This window comes from Streptomyces sp. NPDC058470 (genome assembly GCF_042721055.1).
GTDB lineage: Bacteria > Actinomycetota > Actinomycetes > Streptomycetales > Streptomycetaceae > Streptomyces.
In genome coordinates this window covers 25192-47691 of record NZ_JBHXMF010000005.1, presented here as the reverse complement: position 1 = coordinate 47691, position 22500 = coordinate 25192, and the positions used below count along the sequence as shown (strand labels likewise).

Below are 22500 nucleotides of genomic sequence, written 5' to 3'. Positions count from 1 at the left end.
GCCTCATGCACGACGACCGGAACCTGGTCGAAGCACGCCTGGAGCGCGTCCTCAGGGAACGCATCCGCCCTGCCGTCCACCCCGAGTCGACGCCACTTGCGGTGGAGATCTGGTCCACCCCGGGCGAACCCGTGCCCGTGGCCGAGGGGTTGGCAGCGCCCACCCGCCCCATCGCCCCGGGTACTCCCTGGGGCACGCCGTGGGGGACCAGCTGGTTCAAGGTCACGGGCACGGTTCCCGCCGAGTGGTCGGGCCGTACCGTCGAGGCCGTCCTCGACCTCGGTTTCACCCCCCGCACCCCGGGCTTCCAGTGCGAGGGCCTCGTCCACCTCCCCGACGGCACCCCGGTCAAGGGACTCCACCCGCGCAACACGTACGTCCGTGTCGGATCGCCGGTGACCGGCGAGGAGCAGGTCCACTGGCGCATCGAGGCCGCCTCCAACCCGGACCTCGACGCGAGCGGGGTGCCGTTCCGGCCGACCCCGATGGGCGACAGGGCGACCGCGGGCGACGTGCCCCAATACGTGCTGGGACAGCTGCGGTTGGCCGTTGTCGACGAGACGGTGTGGAACCTGGTCATGGACCTGGAAGTCCTCGGCGAACTGATGCCTGAACTGCCCCTCGACGGCGGGCGCCGCTGGGAGATCCTGCGCGCGGTCGGCCGGGCGCTGGACGCCGTGGACCTCCAGGACGTGAACGGCACGGCACGGGCCGCCCGGGACGAACTGGCCGCCGTGCTCGCCACGCCCGCCGTCTCCACGGCCCACCGCATCAGCGCCGTCGGCCACGCACACATCGACTCGGCGTGGCTGTGGCCGTTGCGCGAGACGGTACGCAAGGTCGCCCGGACCGCGTCGAACATGACGGCCCTGCTGGAGGACGAGCCCGACTTCGTCTTCGCCATGTCGCAGGCCCAGCAGTACGCGTGGCTCAAGGAGCACCGGCCCGAGGTGTACGCCCGGGTCAAGAAGGCCGTCGCGGACGGCAGGTTCGTACCCGTGGGCGGAATGTGGGTGGAGTCCGACACCAACATGCCGGGGTCGGAGGCGATGGCCCGTCAGTTCGTCCACGGCAAGCGCTTCTTCCTGGAGGAGTTCGGCATCGAGAACGACGAGGCATGGCTGCCCGACACCTTCGGTTTCGCCGCGGGCCTGCCGCAGATCATCAGGGCGGCCGGCGCGAAGCGGTTGCTCACCCAGAAGATCTCGTGGAGCCGGACCAACAGGTTCCCGCACCACACCTTCCAGTGGGAGGGCATCGACGGCAGCCGCGTCTTCACCCACTTCCCGCCCGTCGACTCGTACAACTGTGAGATGACAGGGCGTCAGATCGCGCACGCGGCACGGAACTTCAAAGAGAAGGGCGTCGCCACCCGATCTCTCGCGCCGACCGGTTACGGCGACGGAGGGGGCGGCACCACGCGCGAGATGGTCGCCAAAGCGGCCCGGATGCGCAGTCTGGAGGGTGCGCCGACCGTCGAATGGGAGGCTCCGGCCGACTTCTTCGCCAAGGCCGAGGCCGAGTACCCCGATCCGCCGGTGTGGGTCGGCGAGCTCTACCTCGAACTGCACCGCGCCACGCTCACCAGCCAGGCGGGGACCAAGCGGGGCAACCGGCGCAGCGAGTCCCTGCTGACGGAGGCCGAGCTCTGGGCCACCACGGCGGCGGTGCGCACCGGCACGCCCTACCCCTACCAGGACCTCGACCGGATCTGGAAGACCGTGCTGCTCCACCAGTTCCACGACATCCTGCCCGGCTCCTCCATCGCCTGGGTGCACCGCGAGGCGCGCGAGACCTATGCACGGCTGGCCGAAGAGCTGGACGGCATCATCGCGGGGGCGCAGTGTGCCCTGGCGGGGGAGGGGACGCGGGAACTGGTCTTCAACTCGGCCCCGCACGCCCGCGGTGGCATCCCGGCCGGCGGTGCCTCGGCCGGGGCCGCTCCGCGCGGCGGGGTGGTTCCCGTTCCGCGCGAAGGCGGCGGGTACGTCCTGGACAACGGCCTGTTGCGGGTCGAGATCGACGGACGTGGCCTGGTGGTCTCCGCGTACGACCTGGCCGCGGACCGGGAGGCGATCGCGCCGGGGCAGGCCGCCAACCTCCTCCAGCTTCACCCCGACTTCCCCAACCAGTGGGACGCGTGGGACGTCGACGCCTTCTACCGGAACGTGGGCACCGACCTCACCGACGTCTCCGAACTGACCCTCGACGGCACCGCGGTGCGCGTTGAGCGGATCTTCGGCGGCTCCCGGGTCAATCAGCTCCTGTCGCTGCCGACGGACGCCAAGCGGCTCGACATCGACACCGAGGTGGACTGGCACGAGAGGGAGCGTTTCCTGAAGCTGGCCTTTCCACTGGACGTGAAGGCCGACCGGTACGCCGCCGAGACGCAGTTCGGGCATGTGTACCGGCCCACCCACCAGAACACGAGCTGGGAGTGGGCCAGGTTCGAGGCGTGCAACCACCGCTTCGTGCACGTCGACGAGCCGGGCTGGGGCGTCGCGGTCGTCAACGACGCGACCTACGGTCACGACGTGACCCGCTCCGTACGGACCGGCCCCGACGCCGGCACGACGACCACCGTAAGGGCGTCGTTGCTGCGCGCCCCCCGTTACCCGGATCCGGAGACCGACCAGGGCGTCCACCGGTTCCGGCACGCGCTGGTGCCGGGTGCGACGATCGGTGACGCGGTCCGCGAGGGGCACCGGGCGAACCTGCCCGAGCGTCGGGTCGACGGGAACGTCGGTGCGGTGGCGCCGCTGGTGACCGTGGACAACGACGCCGTCGTGCTGAGCGCGGTCAAGTTGGCCGACGATCGCAGCGGCGACCTGGTGGTGCGCGTCTACGAGGCACATGGCGGACGCGCCCGCGCCACGGTCCGCGCCGACGGGTTCGCCACCGGGCGGGCCGTCCTGACGGATCTGCTGGAGCGCCCGCAGACGGACGCCGAGCGGCCCAGGGAGGTGGACGGTGGAGTCGTACTGGCCCTGAGGCCCTTCCAGATGGTGACTCTGCGCCTGCCGCGAGCCTGACGACGCAACACGATGTACGGGCGCGGGCGGCGCCCTGTCACCACGTGCCCGTGGCTGTGGCTGTGCCCGTGCCTGTGCCCGTGCGCTCTGCCCGCCCGGGTCCGGCGTGTGCCGGGCCCGGTCCCCACCCGCACGGACCGAAAGAGGACCACCCCGCATGACGGACCGCCCTGACCGCCTCGATCGCCACGACCGTCCTGATCGCCACGACCGTCCTGACCGCCTCGATCGTCCTGGCAGTCCTGGCAGTCCTGATCGCCCTGACCGCTCCGACCGCCCGGATCTGCTCAAGGCGGTGTGCGTCATGGACCCCGCCGTTGCCGATCAGGTGCTGCCCGCAGCGCTGCGCCGACGGCTCTCCGCGCGTGTCCGGCTCGCCCCCGATCCGGTGCCTCCGGCTCCGTCGGGCACGTTTCCCGCCGCGCTCGCCGAGGCGGAGATCCTGATCAGCGGCTGGGGCTGCCCTCGCCTCACGGCCGACGTCCTGGCCCGCGCACCCCGCCTGCGCGCCGTGATGCATGCTGCGGGCAGTGTCAAGTCGCTGGTGAGCGACGCGGTGTGGGAACGGGGCATCGTCGTGTCGTCGGCGGCCGACGCCAACGCCGGCCCCGTGGTCTCCTACACGCTGGCCCTCATCACGCTCGCCGCGCGGCGCACCCTGACCATGGCGGCCGGCTACGCAGCGGGCTGGCCGGCGTTCGGCAGCCGTTCGGGCGCCGACGGCAGCACGGTGGGCATCGTCGGCGCCTCGCGCATCGGCCGCGGGGTGCTGGCCGGCCTGCGCCGGTCCGACGCGGGCCACCGGCTGCTGCTGAGCGACCCGTACGTGACCGACGAGGAGGCACGCCTCCTGGGCGCGGAACGGGTTGAACTCGCCGAACTGTGCCGTCGATCGGCGGTGGTGAGCGTCCACGCTCCGCTCTTGCCGGAGACGACCGGCCTGGTGGACGCCGGGATGCTGGGGCTCATCCCTGACGGTGGTGTGCTCATCAACACGGCGCGGGGCGCCATCGTCGACACGGAGGCCCTGACCCGCGCATGCGCGTCCGGCCGCCTTGAGGCGTATCTCGACGTGACCGATCCCGAACCCCTGCCGCCCGGCCACCCACTCCTCACCATGCCCAACGTCCTGGTCACGCCGCACATCGCCGGTGCACAGGGGCGTGAGGTGCGAAGGCTCGGACAGTACGCGGTCGCGGAGGTCGAGCGATGGGCCGCGGGTGAGCCGCTGCTCGGCGAGGTCACCCGTCAGGCGCTCACGCACCTGGCCTGAGCGAGCCGCACACAACCAACCGGGCGAGCGCGGATTACCGCGCCGCACCGGCCGTACCCGTGCTTCTCGAACGGCGCAACCAGGCGGTTTGTGCAAGCGCTTACTCCCCGCTGCGGCGGATCCCGACCGCCCAGGAAAGACGCCGCGAGAATTTACCTGTCGGAAGCATTGACGTTAGCCAATCGATTGGATTTACATACTTCTGCCGGTTCCCGGGGGATGGCCGGACAACGCCCGTCTCACGGCGAAAGGGCTTCCCATCATGACAACGCATCAGCATTCGGCCGCTCGTCCGGCCGAGGAAGGTGGGCCGCCGGGCAAGGGACATCCGCGGTCACCGCGTCCTCGCCGCCGCCGCGACATGGCCCTGTTCTGGTTCCTGATACCGGGGATCGTGGTGCTGCTGCTGTTCCAGTACATCCCGCTGCTCGGCAACGTCATCGCGTTCCAGGACTACCAGCCCTACATCGGCATCATGCACAGCCCGTGGAGCGGGCTGAAGAACTTCGACGTCCTGTTCAACGGCGACGAGCAGTTCCTGCACGCGCTGGTCAACACCCTCGAACTCACCCTGATCCAGGTCGTGTTCGTCTTCCCCGCGCCGATCCTCCTCGCGCTCGCCCTCAACAGCCTGGTCAGCGAACGCGTCAAGAAGTGGGTGCAGAACGTGCTGTACCTGCCGCACTTCCTGTCCTGGGTCGTTGTCGTCTCCCTCTTCCAACAGCTGCTGGGCGGCAGCGGCATGGTCAATCTGTTTCTACAGGCCCACGACATGGGCACCTGGAACATCATCGGCAATCCCGAGCTGTTCAAGTCGTTGCTGACCTCGCAGGTCATCTGGAAGGACACCGGCTGGGGCACGATCCTCTTCCTCGCCGCCCTCTCCCGCGTCGACACCAACCTCTACGAGGCCGCCGCGATGGACGGCGCCAGCCGCCTGCGGCAGACCTGGCACGTGACCCTGCCGGCGCTGCGCGGCCTGGTGATCCTGCTGCTGATCCTCCGGCTCGGCGACACGCTGTCCGTCGGCTTCGAGCAGATTCTGCTCCAGCAGACCGGCGTCGGCCTGGACAACAGCGAGGTGCTGGACACCTACGTCTACAACCACGGCCTGATCGCCGGGGACTGGGGCGTCAGCGCCGCCGTCGGTCTCGTCAAGGGCATGGTCGGTGTGGTGCTCGTACTGGGCGCCAACAAGATCGCCCATCTCTTCGGGGAAGAAGGTGTCTACCGGTCATGACAACGCTCTCGCCGGCCCGTCCCGGGCGCCGCGGACCGCGCCGCGCCTACAGCGCCGTCCCCGGGGAGACCCCGGGCTCGCTGCCCTGGCGCTCCGTCAAGTCGCTGATCCTGCTGCTCTGCGTGACCCTCGTCGTGCTGCCGTTCGTGGCGATCGTCTCGACCTCGCTCGCCGACTCCGCCGAGGTCACCAAGGCGGGCGGCTACGTCCTGTGGCCCGACCACCCCACCCTCACCGCCTACCAGGCACTGCTCAACGGCGGGATCGTCTCCAAGGCCATGCTGGTCAGCGTCGGGATCACCGTCGTCGGCACCGCCCTCAGCCTGGTCTCGTCCATCATGCTGGCCTACGGCCTCAGCAGGCCCGGCTCCTTCGGGCACAAGCCCGTGCTGCTCATGCTGCTGATGTCCATGCTGTTCGTGCCGGGCGTCATTCCCAGCTATCTGATGGTCAAGCAGCTGGGTCTGATCAACAGTTACTGGTCGCTGATCCTGCCCACCATGATCAACGCGTTCAACGTGATCGTGCTGCGCTCCTTCTTCATGAGCGTCCCCAAGGAGCTCATCGACTCGGCCCGCATCGACGGCGCGTCCGAGCTGAACATCCTCACGAGGATCGTGCTTCCGCTGTCCAAGGCCTCGGTCGCCGTCATCGGCCTGTTCTACGCGGTGACGTACTGGAACGCGTTCTTCAACGCCCTGCTGTACATCAACGACGCGTCGAAGTGGCCCATGCAGCTGGTGCTGCGGACGTACGTCGTCAACAACGCGCAGCTCAGCGGCGGTCAGGTGGATGTCGCGGCCGGGGCGCCGCTGCCGCCGGCCCAGTCGCTGCAGGCGGCGATCCTGGTTCTGTCGATCGTGCCCATCGTGGTCATCTACCCCTTCCTGCAGCGGCACATGAACAAGGGCGTAATGATCGGGGCGGTGAAGGGATGAACAGTCCGATGAAGCCACCGCAGCCACCGCAGCCACCGCAGCCACTGCAACTACTGCAGTCACTGCCACGCCCAGCACTGAGCCGTCGCGGCTTTCTCGCCTCCGCCGTCGGCGTCACGGCGGGCCTGACCCTGGCCGGCTGCGGGGACTACCGCCTTGCCACCGGGCGGGACGCCAACGCCCAGGCCCAGCTGCCCACTTACATCCCCTACAAGGGCGTGACGACGTCGATGCCGGCCACCGCGGACGGTGTCGCGCCCGGCTATCTGAACTACCCGGCCGACCCCGTCAAGGCCTTCCCGGACGGCCCGCCCGCCAAGGGGCCCGGCATCGACATCATGACGCTGATCTTCAACCCGGTGCCGCCGCCGGAGGGACGCAACGTCCTGTGGCAGAACCTGAACGACAGCGTGGGCTGCGACCTCAACTTCGCGATCACACCGGTCGGCGACTACCCGCCCAAGTTCGCCGTGACGATCGCGGGCGGCGATCTGCCCGACGCGATGCTGATGCTCAGGCCGGACCAGAACTCGGCGGCCACGCCGGACATGCTGGACACCCTCTTCGAGGACCTCACGCCGTATCTGTCCGGTGACAACATCCGGGACTACCCGTACCTGGCCAACATCCCCTCCGCCTCCTGGGCGCCCTGCGTGCGCAACGGCGGTATCTACGCGCTGCCCATGCCCCGCCCGCTCTCCGGAGGCCCCAACTACACCCGGCTCGACCTCATCGAGAAGCGGGGACTCGACCCGAATCCGAAGAGCTGGGCCGAGTTCTTCCAGCTCTGCAAGGACGTCACGGATCCGAAGGCCAACCAGTACGCCATGGGCGACAGCATCACCGCCTGGAACTTCGTGATGCAGATGCTGAGAGCCCCCAACAACTGGCGTGAGGAAAACGGCAAGTTCACCTGGTACTACGAGACCGAGGAGGCCAAGCAGTCCCTGGACGCGGTCAACCAGCTCACCAAGGCCGGCGTGATGCACCCGGACATGTACAGCGTGCTCGGCAAGGCGAAGGAGTGGTTCGGCAGCGGACAGACCGTCATGAACCCCGATGCCCCCGCCGCGTGGAACGACTACTACACCAACTTCGCCCCGGCCACGGAGGGCTTCGACCTCGGTTACATGATGGCTCCGGGCTTCGACGGCGGCGAGGGCGGTCAGTGGCAGGGCTCGGCCAACTACGCCACGCTCATCATCAAGAAGGCGTCCAAGTCCCGTATCCAGCAGATCCTGCGCGCGATGAACGCGCTCGCCGCCCCCTTCGGGACCGACGCCTACCTACAGCGCAAGTACGGTGTCCAGGGACCCGACCACACCCTGCAGGGCACCGACCCCGTCCTCACCCCGCAGGGCCAGGCCGAGGCCACGCTGCCGACCATCTTCGCGACGGACGCACCGTTCACGCTGTACTACCCGGCCAAACCGGACATCGTGCACAACCAGTACGCCTTCCAGAAGGAAGCCGTCGAGGTGCTGATCCCGAACCCCGCCGAGCCGCTGTACTCGCCGACCGACTCCAAGAAGTCCAAGCTGTTCGGCACCCTCCTGGACGACACCCGCAAGGGCATCATGCAGGGGCGCGTCCCGCTGAGTGAGTGGGATGACGCGATGAAGAACTGGCGCAGGGAAGCAGGCGACCAGATCCGCCGCGAGTTCGAACAGGCATGGGAGACCCGGAACTCATGACCCGTACCCCCGCCGAGGACCGCGCCCACTGGGAGCGGACCGCCGACCAACTGCTGCTCGCCGTACGGCCGTACGCCACCGCAGGAAACGCCCTGGTGCAGCTGCCTGGCGTGCCGAGCCACAGCGGCGTGCGCAGCGACGGGCTCGAAGGCTTCGCCCGCACGTTCCTGCTGGCCGGCTTCCGGCTCGCCGGAGCGGGCGGGGAGGACCCGCACGGCCTCGCCGAGTGGTACGCGGCCGGCCTGGCCGCCGGCACCGACCCGAAGAACCCGGAGCGCTGGCCGACCTTCTCCGAGTGCAACCAGGCCAAGGTCGAGGCCGCGTCCATCGCGCTCGCGCTGCACGAGACCCGGCCCTGGATCTGGGACCGCCTCGACGACAAGGTCAGACAGCACGTCCTCGACTGGCTCGCCCCGATGGTCGGCGACCCGATGCCCGGCAACAACTGGGTCTGGTTCCAGGGGGTCACCGAAGCGTTCGCCCGCACCGCCGGAGGGGAGTGGCGCCAGCAGGACCTCGACCGTGTGATCGCGCTGACCGACGGCTGGTACGCGGGCGACGGCTGGTACTCCGACGGGCTCACCGGCGGCGAACACCGCAACTTCGACCACTACAACGGCTGGGCCATGCACCTGTACCCGCTGTGGTTCTGCCGCATCCTCGGCGACGCCGCACCCAGCGGGCTCCTCGACCGCTACCGGACCCGGCTGCGCCGCTTCCTGGAAGACCAGCGGCTCCTGGTCGGCGCGAACGGCTCGCCGCTCATCCAGGGCCGCTCGCTCACCTACCGGCACGCCGCGCTCGCCCCGCTGTGGACCGGCGCCCTGTTCGACGCCACACCGCTCGCACCGGGGGAGACCCGGGCGGTCGCGAACCGGATGCTCGACCACTTCACCGGTCACGGGGCCACCGACGAAGCGGGCCTGCTCACCCTGGGCTGGCACCGGCCCTTCCGCGGCATCCTCCAGGTGTACTCGGGGCCCGCCTCGCCGTACTGGGCGAGCAAGGGCTTCATCGGTCTCGCCCTGCCGCCCGACCACCCGGTGTGGACCGAGGAGGAGATCCCCCTCGCCGTCGAACGGACCGATTTCACCCGGGTGTTGGCCGGGCCCGGCTGGCTCGTCTCCGGCACCGCCGCCGACGGTGTCGTCCGCGTCGTCCACCACGGCGGGGACCATGCCGACCCGGCACGCCCGCACGCGGACGACCCCTGCTACGCGCGCTTCGCCTACTCGACGCACACCGCGCCCGAGACCCCGGGCGATCCCACCGAGGGCGTCGGCGCCTGCGCGGACGCCGACCCGCTCGACAACGCGGTCGTCCTGCTGGACAGGGCGGGACGCGCCTCCCATCGGCGTCCGGCGACCCGGGTCTCACTGGACGGCGCCACCGCCGTCTCGCGCTCCCGTGCGCACTGGCCCCAGGACGCGACCTGGGATCCGTTCGGCGGCCCCAACTCCCGCTACACGCTCGGCCCCTGGATCACCGTCGGCTCCGCGCTGCGCGGATCGGTCGAGGTACGGGCCGTACGCGTCGACCCCGCCCCTGGTGACGAACCGGCCGAACACGTCCTGCGCGTCGGCGGTTGGGCGTTGGCCGTCGATCCGCAGTCTGCGTTCGGCGCGGTGGTCGGCGTCGTTGGTGGTGAGTCCGTGTCCGGTGTGACGGACGGTGTCGTTGGTGGTGAGTCCGTGTCCGGTGTGACGGACGGTGTCGTCGGTGGTGAGTCCGTGTCCGGTGTGACGGACGGTGCCGTCGGTGGTGAGTCCGTGTTCGGCACAGCAGACGGCGCCACCGCTCGTCTCGCGGGCACCGACGGGCTGGTCTCCGCCATCGTCGGCGCGCATCAACTGCCCAGCGGGTCCGTGGTGGTCGGCACCGACAGCAATGCCCTAGGTGCCGCATCCGCCACCCCCGTCGTGGAGACGGAGGGCCCTGTCGCCCACGGCACCGTCCACGTTGCCCTGATCCACCTCGGCGGCGCCGATCCCGTCGCCCTGCCCCAGGTCACCACCCACGCCCACGGCACCACCCTGCTCGCGGACGTGACCTGGCCGGACGGCGTACAGGACACGATCCGACTGCCCGCACCCGGCTCCGCGTACGACCCCTGGAAGGACCAGCACCGTGCATGACGACCGCCGGATCATCGAGGACCGGATCCGCAAGCTGCTGGACCGGGTCGTCCGCCCCGCCCTCTACAGCGCCGCGCGCCCTCTCGACCTGAGTGCGTGGTACGTCGACGGCGAACCGGTCCCCGTGGCCGAGGCGCTGCACGCCGCCTATGAGCCGTTCACGCTCGGCTCCACCTGGGGCGGCCCCTGGGCGACCACCTGGATGCGGGCGAGCGCGGAGATCCCCGAGGAGTGGTCGGGGCGCCGCGTCGAGGCTGTCTTCGACCTGGGCTTCGACCTGACCAAGGGACCGGGCGGCCAGGCGGAGGGTCTGGTCCACGACGCCCAGGGCTCGCCGATGCAGGGGCTGCACCCGTACAGCCGCAGCGTGCTGCTTGCCGACTCCGCCACCGGTGGCGACCGGGTCGACCTGCTGATGGAGCTGGCCGCCAACCCGCCGATCGTCGCCAGCGCCGGCCTGCACATCCACCACGGTTCGCCGGAGACGGCAGGCACCGCGCACATCTACCGGCTCGAACAGGCCGAGATCGCGGTGCGCGAGGACGACGTATGGCATCTCATCCACGACATCGAGGTGCTCGAGGAGTTGATGCACGAGCTTCCGCTGGGCTCCTCCCGACGCCACGAGATCCTCCATGCCCTGCGCCGGGCCGCCGGCGCCGTCGACCCGACCGACGTGGCGAACACCGCGGCAGCGGCCCGGGGCCTCCTGGCCGATGCGCTGTCCCGGCCCGCGCACGCCTCCGCGCACACGATCGCCGCGGTCGGCCACGCCCACATCGACTCGGCCTGGCTGTGGCCGGTCCGGGAGACCGTGCGCAAGTGCGCGCGCACCTTCACCAACATGACCACCCTGGCGCAGGAGTACCCCGAGCTGGTGTTCGCCTGCTCCTCGGCGCAGCAGTACGCGTGGATGAAGGAGCAGCGGCCGGAGATCTTCGCCCGGATGAAGAAGGCGGCGGCCGACGGCAACTGGGTGCCCGTCGGCGGGATGTGGGTCGAGGCCGACGGCAATCTCCCCGGCGGCGAGGCGCTGGCCCGCCAACTGGTGTACGGGCGCCGGTTCTTCGCCGAGGAGTTCGGTGTCGAGCAGCACGGCGTGTGGCTGCCCGACTCGTTCGGGTACACCGCCGCCTACCCCCAGCTCGCCAAGCTGGCCGGCGCCAAGTGGTTCCTCACCCAGAAGCTCTCGTGGAACGAGACGAACCGCCTGCCGCACCACACCTTCGCCTGGGAAGGCATCGACGGAACACGGATCTTCACCCACTTCCCGCCCGTCGACAGTTACGTCGCGTCCCTCACGGCACGTGAACTCGCCCACGCGGAAAGCAACTTCGCGGACAAGGGGGTGGCCACCCGTTCGTTGGCCCCGTTCGGCCACGGTGACGGCGGTGGCGGTCCCACCCGCTCGATGCTGGAGAAGGCACGCCGCCTGCGCGACCTCGAAGGCTCACCCAGGGTCGTGATCGAGTCGCCCGACGCGTTCTTCGCGGCGGCCCGTGCCGAGCGCGACGAACTCCCCGTATGGCGTGGCGAGTTGTATTTGGAGAACCACCGCGGCACCTACACGAGCCAGGCCCGCACCAAGCGCGGCAACCGGCGCAGCGAGGCACTGCTGCGCGAGGCCGAACTCTGGGCCGCCACCGCCGCCGTCCAGGCCGACGCACCGTACCCGTACGAGCGTCTGGAATCGCTGTGGCGGCGCGTCCTGCTCAACCAGTTCCACGACATTCTGCCGGGCTCGTCCATCGCCTGGGTGCACCGGCAGGCCGAGCGCGAGTACGCGGAGATCCACGCCGAACTCGAGACGGTGATCGCCGACGTGGTCGGCCACCTGCCCGGCGGGCCCGCGCTCCTCAACGCCGGGCCGTTGGCGCGCCGCGAGGTGGTGGCCGTCCCTGAATTCGCCGGTGGGCAGCGCCTGTCGGACGGCCGTACCGCCGTCCTCGCCGAGGTCGGCCCCCTCGCCTCGGGCGGCACCGTGAAGGAGCCCCGGGAGGCTGTCACAGCCGAGGCGAAGGACGGTGGATTCGTCCTCGGCAACGGGGTGTTGACCGTCGTCGTCGACCGGCGCGGCCTGCTCACTTCTGTCTACGACCACACCGCGAAGCGGGAGGCGATCGCTCCGGGCGCCGTCGGCAACCTCCTCCAACTCCACCCCGACGACCCCAATCTGTGGTCGGCGTGGAACCTCGACTCGTACTACCGCGACACCGTGCGCGACCTGGACGAGGCCGAGTCGGTGACGCTCGTGGACGACGGTCCGCTGCTGGCGGCGGTGCGGGTCGAGCGCGTCCACGGATCCTCCCGGTTCGTCCAGCACATCGAGCTCGCCGCCGAGAGCCGGCAGGTGACCGTCCGCAACGACATCGACTGGCAGGAGCGCGACACCGTACTGAAGGCGGCCTGGCCGCTCGACGTGCACGCCGAACGGGAAAGCGCCGAGATCCAGTTCGGGCATGTGCAGCGGCCCACGCACGAGAACACCAGCTGGGACGCGGCGCGCTTCGAACTGTGGGCGCACCGTTGGGTGCACGTGGGCGAGCGGCACTGGGGCGCGGCCCTGCTCACCGACTCCACCTACGGTCACGATGTACGCCGCGACACACGGGGGAGCGGCGGCACCACCACGACGGTGCGGCTCTCCCTGCTCCGGGCGCCGCACAGCCCCGACCCGCAGGCCGACCGCGGCAAACACAGCTTCAGCTACGCGCTGCTCGCCGGTGCCGGGATCGAGGAGGCGATCGCCGGGGGCTACGCGTTGAACCTGCCCCTGCGGCCCGCACTGGCCGAGGCTCAGGCTCTGGTCGCACTCGACACCGCCGATGTGCTGGTCGAGTCGGTCAAGCTCGCGGACGACCGCAGCGGTGATGTCGTGGTCCGCCTGTACGAGGCGTGCGGAGGAGCGACCTCGGCGCGTCTGTCCGCGACGTTCGCGCTTGCCACCGTATTCGACTGCGACCTGCTGGAGCAGCCGGAACGGGAGCTGGCACTCGTGCCCGGCGAGACGTCCACCGACCTCAGGCTCAGGCCCTTCCAGATCCGTACGCTACGCCTGCGCCCGGCCCGCGAAAGGACCGAAAGTGCCTGATCCGTGCGCGGCTGCCCGGAACGGGCAAGATCCGCCCGGGGAAACACAGGTATGTCATAGGGTTCCACTCATGGGATGCGTCGGAGGGGCGGATGCAGGATGCCGCTGCCCGAGGCAGGGAGAAGTACGTTGACGAGCATGACGGCGGGCACCAGAAAGTCCATGATCCGGCGCGGCACCAACCTGCCGCGCGTCGGTGACTTCAACGAGTCGGTGATCCTCGACGCCATTCGCCGCCACCCCACAGGGCTGAGCCGGGTGGAACTGGCCCAGGCCACCGGACTGTCCGCGCAGACCGTCTCGAACATCACCCGCCGGCTGCTCGACCAGGGAGTGGCGCGGGAGTCGGGGAAGCAGAGCTCGGGCAGCGGGAAACCCCGTACCCTCCTGGAAATCGTCCCGGCATCCCGCTACGCGCTGGGAGTACACCTCGACCCCGCGGTCATCACCTGCGTCCTGGTGGATCTGCTCGGTACGGTCGTGGCGCAGCGCAGCGAAGGAACACCCAGTGGCGGCGACACCGATGGGACCGTCGCGGACATGGCCGCCTCGGTGTCCGCGATCGTGGCGGAGTCGGGCGCCGACCGTGAGCGGATACTGGGCCTGGGGATCGCCGCGCCCGGGCCCATCGACGCGGCCGCAGGCTGGGTCGTCGACCCTCCCGAGCTGCGCGGCTGGGGTCGTTACCCGCTGCGCGACAAGCTCAGTGAGGCGACCGGCTTCCCGGCACTCCTCGACAAGGACGTCACGGCCGCCGCCGTCGCCGAGCGCTGGACCGGAGCGGCCAACGACAGCCGCAACCTGCTCTTCTTCTACCTCGGCACCGGATCCGGGATGGGGCTCGTGGTGGACGACACCGTGCTGCGCGGCGTCTCCGGAAACGCGGGCGAGGTCGGCGGACTCGGCGCGGCCTGCTCGACACGGACGCTCGTCGAGGAGGCCATCGCCCTGGGCGTGCTCGGCGCCGAGTACACGGTGACGAATCCGGCCGACGCCCAGCGCGGTCTGGAGCGGTTGGCGGCGCTCGCCGCCGACGGGGAGAGACAGGCGGACGGCATCATCGAGCGCCTGGCGATCCGGATCGGCCGGGGCGTCTGCGCCGCGGCGACGCTCCTGGACGTCGACACCGTCGTCTTCGGCGGACCGACCTGGCAGTTGCTGGCCGACCGGCTCCTGGCGACCATCGAGCCGATGGTCGCCCAGTCCCCGTTCGTGCGGGCCACCCATCCGACGACGGTCGTCTCGACCACGCTGGGCGAGAAGGTCGCCGCCGTGGGAGCGGCCTCTCTGGTCCTGGACCGCGCGCTCTCCGCCCAGCCCAGGTCGCTGCTGCTGGGCTGAACCCCTGCTGCCCCGTAGGCGACGGGGCAGCAGGAGGTCAGCCGCTGAACGGCATCGAGCCCGCCCCGCCCCGGAGATCACGGGGCAGCGCGGGAGCAGCCGCTGAACGGCGTCGGCCGATCAGATGTCCCGGAACGTCTCGATCTGCGCGCCGATCGAGTTGAGCCGCTCGGCCAGGTCCTCGTAGCCCCGGTTGATGACGTACACGTTCCGCAGGACGGAGGTGCCGTCGGCCGCCATCATGGCCAGCAGGACGACCACCGCGGGGCGCAGTGCGGGCGGGCACATCATCTCGGCGGCGCGCCAGCGGGTCGGGCCCTCCACCAGGACCCGGTGCGGGTCGAGGAGTTGGAGCCGGCCGCCGAGGCGGTTGAGGTCCGTCAGGTAGATCGCCCGGTTGTCGTAGACCCAGTCGTGGATCAGCGTCTTGCCCTGCGCGGAGGCCGCGATGGCCGCGAAGAACGGGACGTTGTCGATGTTCAGGCCGGGGAAGGGCATCGGGTGGATCTTGTCGATCGGCGCCTCCAGCTTGGAGGGCCGCACGGTGAGGTCGATCAGGCGCGTACGGCCGTTGTCCGCGAAGTACTCGGCCGTACGGTCGTGATCGAGGCCCATCTCCTCAAGCACCGCGAGCTCGATCTCCAGGAACTCGATCGGCACCCGGCACACCGTCAGCTCGGACTCGGTGACCACCGCGGCGGCCAGCAGGCTCATCGCCTCGACCGGGTCCTCGGACGGGAAGTAGTCGACGTCCACGTCGATGTTCGGTACGCCGTGCACGGTGAGCGTCGTGGTGCCGATGCCCTCGACCCGTACGCCCAGGGCCTCCAGGAAGAAGCACAGGTCCTGGACCATGTAGTTGGAGGAGGCGTTACGGATGACGGTCACGCCGTCGTGGCGGGCGGCGGCGAGCAGCGCGTTCTCGGTCACCGTGTCGCCGCGCTCGGTCAGCACGATCGGGCGGCCGGGGGAGACGGAGCGGTCCACCTGCGCGTGGTAGATCCCCTCGGTGGCGGCGATGTCAAGGCCGAAGCGGCGCAGCGCGATCATGTGCGGCTCGATCGTCCGCGTGCCCAGGTCGCAACCGCCCGCGTACGGCAGCTTGAAGCTGTCCATCCTGTGCAGCAGCGGCCCGAGGAACATGATGATGGACCGCGTACGCACGGCGGCAGCGGCGTCGATCGCCTCCATGTCCAGCTCGCTCGGGGGCACGATCTCCAGGTCGACCCCGTCGTTGATCCAGCGGGTGCGCACGCCGATCGAACCGAGTACCTCCAGAAGGCGGTACACCTCTTCGATCCGGGCGACCCGGCGGAGCACCGTGCGCCCCTTGTTGAGCAGCGTCGCGCACAGCAGCGCCACACACGCGTTCTTACTGGTCTTGACGTCGATCGAACCGGACAGACGACGTCCGCCGACCACGCGCAGATGCATCGGACCCGCGTAGCCCAGCGAGACGATCTCACTGTCCAGGGCTTCACCGATTCGGGCGATCATCTCAAGGCTGATGTTTTGGTTGCCGCGCTCGATGCGATTGACGGCACTCTGACTGGTGCCGAGCGCCTCGGCAAGTTGCGACTGTGTCCAGCCCCGGTGCTGCCGGGCGTCACGGATGAGCTTGCCGATGCGTACGAGGTAGTCGTCTGCCATGGCGCGACCGTATATCTCTTGTGAGATAAAGAGAAACGGAGCGCGCCCATCCGAGTGTCGCCCTCAGCACGGGCCGGGGGAGGGGGAGTTGACCCCCTGCCCGCCGACGTGCGCGCTCCGTCGCCCCGGCGTCGACCCTGCTGCCGGCGGCCCGACCGTCAGCTGTCCTGCTTGGTCCGCCTGGTGCGCCGCCACCCGAAGGGGCCCGGCAGGTTCTGCGAGGTGGTCCGGCGTCCGGTGGTGCTGCGGGTGTGCCGGGGTCCGTGACCTTCGCCGGTGGTGATGGACATCGACTTGCGGTTGATGTTCAGCCGCACTCCGGGAAAGATTCGGAAACTCTTGCGGAACGTGAGCGGCATGGGTGCCCCCTCTTTGTGGCGGTTACGCCGGGTGGTTCCCGGTTGACAGCGGGTACCCCGAAAGAGGCCGGGCATGACCAGCCCACGCCCATGTACTAGAGTTATCTCGACATCGAGATATCTGCCGAGGCGCACCGAAAGCCGCCATTCCAGTAAGGCATGCCTAACTTAGCCTTACCTTAGCGGATCGTCGAGACGCCGTGGCGGCAGGATGCGGTAGCAAGCGCACATATATGCATGAAGGAGACTGTCGTGTCGGCGAACAGCTTCGACGCCCGCAGCACGCTGCAGGTGGGCGACGAGTCGTACGAGATCTTCCGGCTGGACAAGGTGGAAGGCTCGGCTCGCCTTCCGTACAGCCTGAAGGTGCTGCTGGAGAACCTCCTCCGCACCGAGGACGGCGCGAACATCACCGCCGACCACATCCGGTCCATCGGCAACTGGGACTCCCAGGCGCAGCCCAGCCAGGAGATCCAGTTCACGCCCGCCCGCGTGATCATGCAGGACTTCACCGGCGTGCCCTGTGTCGTGGACCTCGCCACCATGCGTGAGGCCGTCAAGGAGCTCGGCGGTGACCCGGCGAAGATCAACCCGCTGGCGCCGGCCGAGCTGGTCATCGACCACTCGGTGATCGCCGACAAGTTCGGCACGAACGAAGCCTTCGCGCAGAACGTCGAGCTGGAGTACGGCCGCAACAAGGAGCGCTACCAGTTCCTGCGCTGGGGCCAGACCGCCTTCGACGAGTTCAAGGTCGTCCCCCCGGGCACCGGCATCGTCCACCAGGTCAACATCGAGCACCTGGCCCGTACGGTCATGGTCCGCGGCGGCCAGGCCTACCCCGACACCCTCGTCGGCACCGACTCGCACACCACGATGGTCAACGGCCTGGGCGTCCTGGGCTGGGGCGTCGGCGGTATCGAGGCCGAGGCCGCGATGCTCGGCCAGCCGGTCTCGATGCTCATCCCGCGCGTCGTCGGCTTCAAGCTCATCGGTGAGCTCACGCCCGGCACCACCGCCACCGACCTGGTGCTCACGATCACCGAGATGCTGCGCAAGCACGGCGTCGTCGGCAAGTTCGTCGAGTTCTACGGCGAGGGCGTCGCCGCCACCTCCCTCGCGAACCGCGCCACCATCGGCAACATGTCGCCGGAGTTCGGCTCCACCGCCGCGATCTTCCCGATCGACGACGAGACCATCAAGTACCTGAAGCTGACGGGCCGCGACGCCCAGCAGCTCGCGCTGGTCGAGGCGTACGCCAAGGAGCAGGGCCTCTGGCTCGACCCGGCCGCCGAGCCCGACTTCTCCGAGAAGCTGGAGCTCGACCTCTCCACGGTCGTCCCGTCGATCGCCGGACCCAAGCGCCCGCAGGACCGGATCGTCCTCGCGAACGCCGCGCAGCAGTTCGCGCAGGACGTCCGCAACTACGTCGAGGACGACGACGAGGCGGGCAAGGAGTCCTTCCCGGCCTCCGACGCTCCGGCCAGCGCCAACGGCGTACCGACCCGCCCGACCACGGTCACGGCGCCGGACGGTTCGACGTACGAGATCGACCACGGCGCCGTCACCGTCGCCGCGATCACCTCCTGCACCAACACCTCGAACCCGTACGTCATGGTCGCCGCCGCGCTCGTCGCGAAGAAGGCCGTGGAGAAGGGCCTGACCCGCAAGCCGTGGGTCAAGACCACCCTCGCCCCGGGCTCCAAGGTCGTCACCGACTACTTCGACAAGGCGGGGCTCACCCCCTACCTCGACAAGGTCGGCTTCAACCTCGTCGGCTACGGCTGCACCACCTGCATCGGCAACTCGGGCCCGCTGCCCGAGGAGGTCTCCAAGGCGGTCAACGAGCACGACCTGGCCGTCGCCGCGGTGCTCTCCGGCAACCGCAACTTCGAGGGCCGGATCAACCCCGACGTCAAGATGAACTACCTGGCCTCCCCGCCGCTGGTCGTCGCGTACGCGCTCGCGGGCTCCATGAAGGTGGACATCACCAAGGACGCCCTGGGCACCGACCAGGACGGCAAGCCGGTCTACCTGGAAGACATCTGGCCGACCGAGGCCGAGGTCAACGACGTCGTGGCGAACGCCATCGGCGAGGACATGTTCAACAAGTCCTACGCCGACGTCTTCGCGGGTGACGCCCAGTGGCAGGCGCTGGAGATCCCGACCGGCAACACCTTCGAGTGGGACCCGCAGTCCACCTACGTCCGCAAGCCCCCGTACTTCGAGGGCATGGCGCACGAGCCGTCGCCGGTCACCGACATCACCGGTGCCCGCGTCCTCGCCAAGCTGGGCGACTCGGTCACCACCGACCACATCTCCCCGGCCGGCGCGATCAAGGCCGACACCCCGGCGGGCAAGTACCTCACCGAGCACGGCATCGAGCGGCGTGACTTCAACTCCTACGGCTCGCGCCGTGGCAACCACGAGGTCATGATCCGCGGCACCTTCGCCAACATCCGCCTGCGCAACCAGATCGCGCCGGGCACCGAGGGCGGCTACACCCGCGACTTCACCGCCGAGGGCGCCCCCGTCGCCTTCATCTACGACGCCTCGCGCAACTACATCGAGCAGGGCACCCCGCTGGTCATCCTGGCCGGCAAGGAGTACGGCTCGGGCTCGTCCCGCGACTGGGCCGCCAAGGGCACCGCGCTGCTCGGCGTCAAGGCCGTCATCGCCGAGTCCTACGAGCGCATCCACCGCTCGAACCTCATCGGCATGGGCGTCATCCCGCTGCAGTACCCGGCGGGCCAGTCCGCCCAGACTCTCGGCCTCACCGGCGAGGAGGCCTTCTCCTTCGCCGGCATCACCGAGCTGAACGACGGCACCACCCCCCGTACGGTCAAGGTCACCACCGACACCGGCGTGGAGTTCGACGCGGTCGTCCGCATCGACACCCCCGGCGAGGCCGACTACTACCGCAACGGCGGCATCCTGCAGTACGTGCTGCGCAGCCTGATCCGCAAGTAAGCCGCTAAGTAAGCGGTCAAGTAAGCGGTACAGCAAGGTAGTTGAGGGCCGCATCCCTGGAAACGGGGGTGCGGCCCGCTGTCATTTCCCCCGTATCACGACTTGGGGACATGGGCTCATCTCAGGCGGAACACAGGATTCCCCCAGCAGACCGGGACAGGATCGTCACATGTCTGGCACCCGAAGCGACCGTGTGCGCGTGCCGATCGTCGATGACGAACCCGGCCTCACGGAACTGCTCTCCGTGGCCGTCACGGAGGCCGGCCGGCGGCCCTCCCCGGCGGCCGACGGGGAGAGCGCGTTGCGTGCGGCGCGCGGCTGCGCCCCGCACGCCGCCGTGCCCGACGGGATGCTGCCCGACATGACGCAGCCCTGCTCGCCAGAAGAGGGCGTCCTGCGGCTGCGCGGACCGCTGCGGCGCTCCGGCGCGCACACCCACAGGTCCGAGCGGCCCGCACGCATCCTCGGCGACCTGATGCTGAGCGAGGACACCCGAGAGGTGCACCGCGACGGCAGGCCCGTCCGGCTCACCGCCAAGGAGTTCGACCTGCTCAGCCTGCTGCTGAGCCACCCGCGCCAGGTGCTGAGCAAGGCCCGGATCCTGTACCGGGTGTGGAACAGCCCCTTCGACGGCGACGGAAACCTGGTCGAGCTGTACATCTCCTGCCTCCGCCGGAAGATCGACAAGGGCCGTACGCCCATGATCCACACCGTGCGCGGGGTGGGCTACGCCATCAGGCCGGCGGAGGAGAGCAGATGACGGCCGCACGGGAACGGATACCGGACTCGTCGCTGCGGGCAGGCCCGCCGGAGCGGTCGCTGTGGAGGCGGCTGCAAGGGCGGTCCCTGCGCACCCGGCTCCTCGTGTTCATCAGCGCCACACTCATCGCCGTGTGCGTGGCCATGGCCCTCACCACGGTCCTCGCGCAGCACGCCTACCTGCTCGGCAACCTCGACCAGCGCGTCAGGAACGCCGCCGAGCGCAGCGAGGGCGGGGCCCAGGTCGGACCGGGCACGGACACGGACCTCGGTTTCCTCAGGGAGCAAGGACAGGCCGTCGGCACGGTCGCCGCCCGGCTCGATGACAAAGGGAACGTCCTCGCTGCCGAGGTCGTGACCGGCGCCGGCGAGGAGAAGCCGCTCACCGCCGACCAGCGCGCCGCTCTCGAAGGGCTCGACCCCGACGGCTCGCTGCACACCCGGACCGTCCCCGGCCTCGGCACCTACCGGGTCACCGCCATTGACGGCGACGGGCGCCCCGTCCTCACCGGCCTCCCGATGGACGACGTACAGGAGATGATCAGCGCTCTGGTCCTGGTCGAGGCCGTGGTGGCGGCCGCCGGACTCGTCGTCGCCGGCTGTGTCTGCGCCGTTGTCATCAGACGTCAACTGCGTCCGCTCGGCCGGGTCGCCGCGACCGCCGTCGAGGTCTCGCGTGCCCCGCTGGGGCACGGCCAGGTCGCCGGTCTCATCCGCGTGCCGGAGCGGGACACCGACCCCGGCAGCGAGGCCGGCCAGGTCGGCGCCGCCCTCAACCGCATGATCGACCACGTCGAGTCCTCGCTCACCGAACGCCGGCGCAGCGAGGAACGCATGCGCCGCTTCCTGTCGGACGCCAGCCACGAACTCCGTACGCCACTCGCGTCGATCGCCGGATACGCGGAACTGATGAACCGCGGCACCGAGCGGATCGAACCCACGCTGGCCTGGCGGCGGGTCTCCGCCGAGTCGGCGCGGATGACCGGACTCGTCGAGGGCCTGTTGCTGCTCGCCCGGCTCGACGAGGGGCGGCCCCTTGAGTCGGCCGAGGTGGACCTCGCTGCGCTCGTCGCGGAGGCGGTGTGGGACGCGCGGGCGGCGGGGGACAGTCATCACTGGCAGCTGGGGCTGCTCCTCGACTCCCCGGCCCTCGTCCTCGGGGACGAGGCCCGACTGCATCAGGTGTTGGCCAACCTGTTGGCCAACGCCCGTATGCACACGCCTGTTGGCACCACGGTCATCGCCTCGGTGGAGGCCGCGGAGGCGCACTGCGTGGTCCGCGTCCGCGACGACGGCCCGGGCATCCCGTCGCACCTGCTTCCCACCGTCTTCGAACGGTTCACCCGGGGCGACGTCTCCCGCGCCCGCAGCGGCCCGGCGGACGGCGGTTCCGGACTGGGGCTCGCCATCGTCGAGGCCATCACGGCGGCGCACGGCGGCCTGATCGAGGTTCGGAGCGAGCCGGGGCACACGGAGTTCGCGATCTTCCTGCCGACCGTGGGCCGGCCGGCGCTGGTCACGGCCGGGTCGGATCCGATCGCCCGACTCCCTTCCGCCCTGCCGAACCCGCTCGCTCCGTTCTCTTCGGATGTGGCCAAAATCGTCGCTCCGGAGTCGTCCGCGCACGGCCGGTCGTAGGTGGACGGGCTCGTGAGCGGGAGGCTTGCGTAGCCAACGGTGTGTCGCTCAGGGCGGACCGGGTGGGCTTTTCGGGACTCGCCCGGTCCGCGAGCCCGGGCAGGGTATGGGGGAATACCTGGCCCGGGTCGGTGCGTGGCTCCGCATGGCTCTGCGTGGTTTTGCATGGCTCTGCGGGTGTCGCTTCGTGCGTCAGTCACTTCTTACGTCGCACGAGCGTGACTTGCCCATGCTTTGTACGTGGCTTGTATCGATCGTGGTGCGCGACAACGTTGTCTATTGGTATGTGCATGACTCTACCGCGTCAACGGACAACGATGTCAAGCCACTTGACGAGCGCCGGCGCGCGTGCTGAGCCGTCGGGGTGGCGAGCCGGGCGAGCC

At 69.8% G+C, this 22500-nt stretch carries 13 protein-coding genes; 11 read left to right on the top strand and 2 right to left on the bottom strand.

Annotation, left to right across the window (positions count from 1 at the left end; all coding sequences use genetic code 11):
• Positions 1–5: 5 nt before the first annotated feature.
• The 8 genes from ACFWP7_RS05145 (at position 6) to ACFWP7_RS05110 (ending at position 14744) form a co-directional block, all read left to right on the top strand.
• On the top strand, positions 6–3032 hold the full coding sequence (locus ACFWP7_RS05145; protein ID WP_384376211.1) for an alpha-mannosidase: 3027 nt from the start codon (positions 6–8) through the stop codon (positions 3030–3032).
• 304 nt (positions 3033–3336) lie between these two features.
• Entirely contained in the window at positions 3337–4305 is a 969-nt protein-coding gene (locus ACFWP7_RS05140; RefSeq protein ID WP_384376208.1) for a hydroxyacid dehydrogenase, read from the top strand.
• Positions 4306–4567: 262 nt separating this feature from the next.
• Positions 4568–5545, top strand: a complete 978-nt coding sequence (locus ACFWP7_RS05135; RefSeq protein WP_384376205.1) for an ABC transporter permease — start codon at positions 4568–4570, stop codon at positions 5543–5545.
• Positions 5542–6483 carry a carbohydrate ABC transporter permease gene (locus ACFWP7_RS05130; protein WP_384376202.1) on the top strand — a complete coding sequence of 314 codons (942 nt, stop codon included), beginning with the start codon at positions 5542–5544 and terminating at the stop codon, positions 6481–6483. Before ACFWP7_RS05135 ends, ACFWP7_RS05130 begins: the two co-directional genes overlap by 4 nt.
• Before the next feature lie 8 nt (positions 6484–6491).
• Entirely contained in the window at positions 6492–8177 is a 1686-nt protein-coding gene (locus ACFWP7_RS05125; protein ID WP_384376199.1) for an ABC transporter substrate-binding protein, read from the top strand.
• On the top strand, positions 8174–10312 hold the full coding sequence (locus ACFWP7_RS05120) for a DUF2264 domain-containing protein (protein ID WP_384376196.1): 2139 nt from the start codon (positions 8174–8176) through the stop codon (positions 10310–10312). Before ACFWP7_RS05125 ends, ACFWP7_RS05120 begins: the two co-directional genes overlap by 4 nt.
• The gene (locus tag ACFWP7_RS05115) at positions 10305–13403 is read left to right on the top strand and encodes an alpha-mannosidase (RefSeq protein WP_384376193.1); all 3099 of its coding nucleotides are present in this window, start codon (positions 10305–10307) and stop codon (positions 13401–13403) included. The genes ACFWP7_RS05120 and ACFWP7_RS05115 overlap by 8 nt, the downstream gene beginning before the upstream one ends.
• 138 nt (positions 13404–13541) lie before the next feature.
• The gene (locus ACFWP7_RS05110; protein WP_384376190.1) at positions 13542–14744 is read left to right on the top strand and encodes an ROK family transcriptional regulator; all 1203 of its coding nucleotides are present in this window, start codon (positions 13542–13544) and stop codon (positions 14742–14744) included.
• A 120-nt stretch (positions 14745–14864) separates the two neighbouring features.
• On the opposite strand, the gene ACFWP7_RS05105 is transcribed toward ACFWP7_RS05110, so the two are convergent.
• On the bottom strand, positions 14865–16394 hold the full coding sequence (locus ACFWP7_RS05105; RefSeq protein ID WP_384376187.1) for a helix-turn-helix domain-containing protein: 1530 nt from the start codon (positions 16392–16394) through the stop codon (positions 14865–14867).
• Between the two features lie 158 nt (positions 16395–16552).
• Positions 16553–16753: a DUF4236 domain-containing protein gene (locus ACFWP7_RS05100; protein WP_384376185.1), complete on the bottom strand. Its 201-nt coding sequence runs from the start codon at positions 16751–16753 to the stop codon at positions 16553–16555.
• A gap of 252 nt (positions 16754–17005) precedes the next feature.
• On the opposite strand from ACFWP7_RS05100, the gene acnA reads away from it, so the two are divergent.
• The 3 genes from acnA to ACFWP7_RS05085 all read left to right on the top strand — a co-directional run bounded on the left by acnA (position 17006) and on the right by ACFWP7_RS05085 (position 22117).
• Complete coding sequence (gene acnA / locus ACFWP7_RS05095) at positions 17006–19720, top strand: aconitate hydratase AcnA (protein WP_384376182.1); 2715 nt, start codon at positions 17006–17008, stop codon at positions 19718–19720.
• 169 nt (positions 19721–19889) lie between these two features.
• The gene (locus tag ACFWP7_RS05090) at positions 19890–20480 is read left to right on the top strand and encodes a response regulator transcription factor (protein ID WP_384376179.1); all 591 of its coding nucleotides are present in this window, start codon (positions 19890–19892) and stop codon (positions 20478–20480) included.
• Positions 20477–22117: an ATP-binding protein gene (locus tag ACFWP7_RS05085; protein WP_384376176.1), complete on the top strand. Its 1641-nt coding sequence runs from the start codon at positions 20477–20479 to the stop codon at positions 22115–22117. The genes ACFWP7_RS05090 and ACFWP7_RS05085 overlap by 4 nt, the downstream gene beginning before the upstream one ends.
• The last annotated feature ends 383 nt before the right edge of the window (positions 22118–22500 follow it).

Coding starts and splice junctions, on each gene's coding strand:
- ACFWP7_RS05105 (WP_384376187.1), bottom strand. CDS start 16,394: ATGGCAGACGACTACCTCGTACGCATCGGCAAGCTCATCCGTGACGCC.
- ACFWP7_RS05130 (WP_384376202.1), top strand. CDS start 5,542: ATGACAACGCTCTCGCCGGCCCGTCCCGGGCGCCGCGGACCGCGCCGC.
- ACFWP7_RS05085 (WP_384376176.1), top strand. CDS start 20,477: ATGACGGCCGCACGGGAACGGATACCGGACTCGTCGCTGCGGGCAGGC.
- ACFWP7_RS05110 (WP_384376190.1), top strand. CDS start 13,542: ATGACGGCGGGCACCAGAAAGTCCATGATCCGGCGCGGCACCAACCTG.
- ACFWP7_RS05120 (WP_384376196.1), top strand. CDS start 8,174: ATGACCCGTACCCCCGCCGAGGACCGCGCCCACTGGGAGCGGACCGCC.
- ACFWP7_RS05090 (WP_384376179.1), top strand. CDS start 19,890: ATGTCTGGCACCCGAAGCGACCGTGTGCGCGTGCCGATCGTCGATGAC.
- ACFWP7_RS05125 (WP_384376199.1), top strand. CDS start 6,492: ATGAAGCCACCGCAGCCACCGCAGCCACCGCAGCCACTGCAACTACTG.
- ACFWP7_RS05100 (WP_384376185.1), bottom strand. CDS start 16,753: ATGCCGCTCACGTTCCGCAAGAGTTTCCGAATCTTTCCCGGAGTGCGG.
- ACFWP7_RS05145 (WP_384376211.1), top strand. CDS start 6: ATGCACGACGACCGGAACCTGGTCGAAGCACGCCTGGAGCGCGTCCTC.
- ACFWP7_RS05135 (WP_384376205.1), top strand. CDS start 4,568: ATGACAACGCATCAGCATTCGGCCGCTCGTCCGGCCGAGGAAGGTGGG.
- ACFWP7_RS05140 (WP_384376208.1), top strand. CDS start 3,337: ATGGACCCCGCCGTTGCCGATCAGGTGCTGCCCGCAGCGCTGCGCCGA.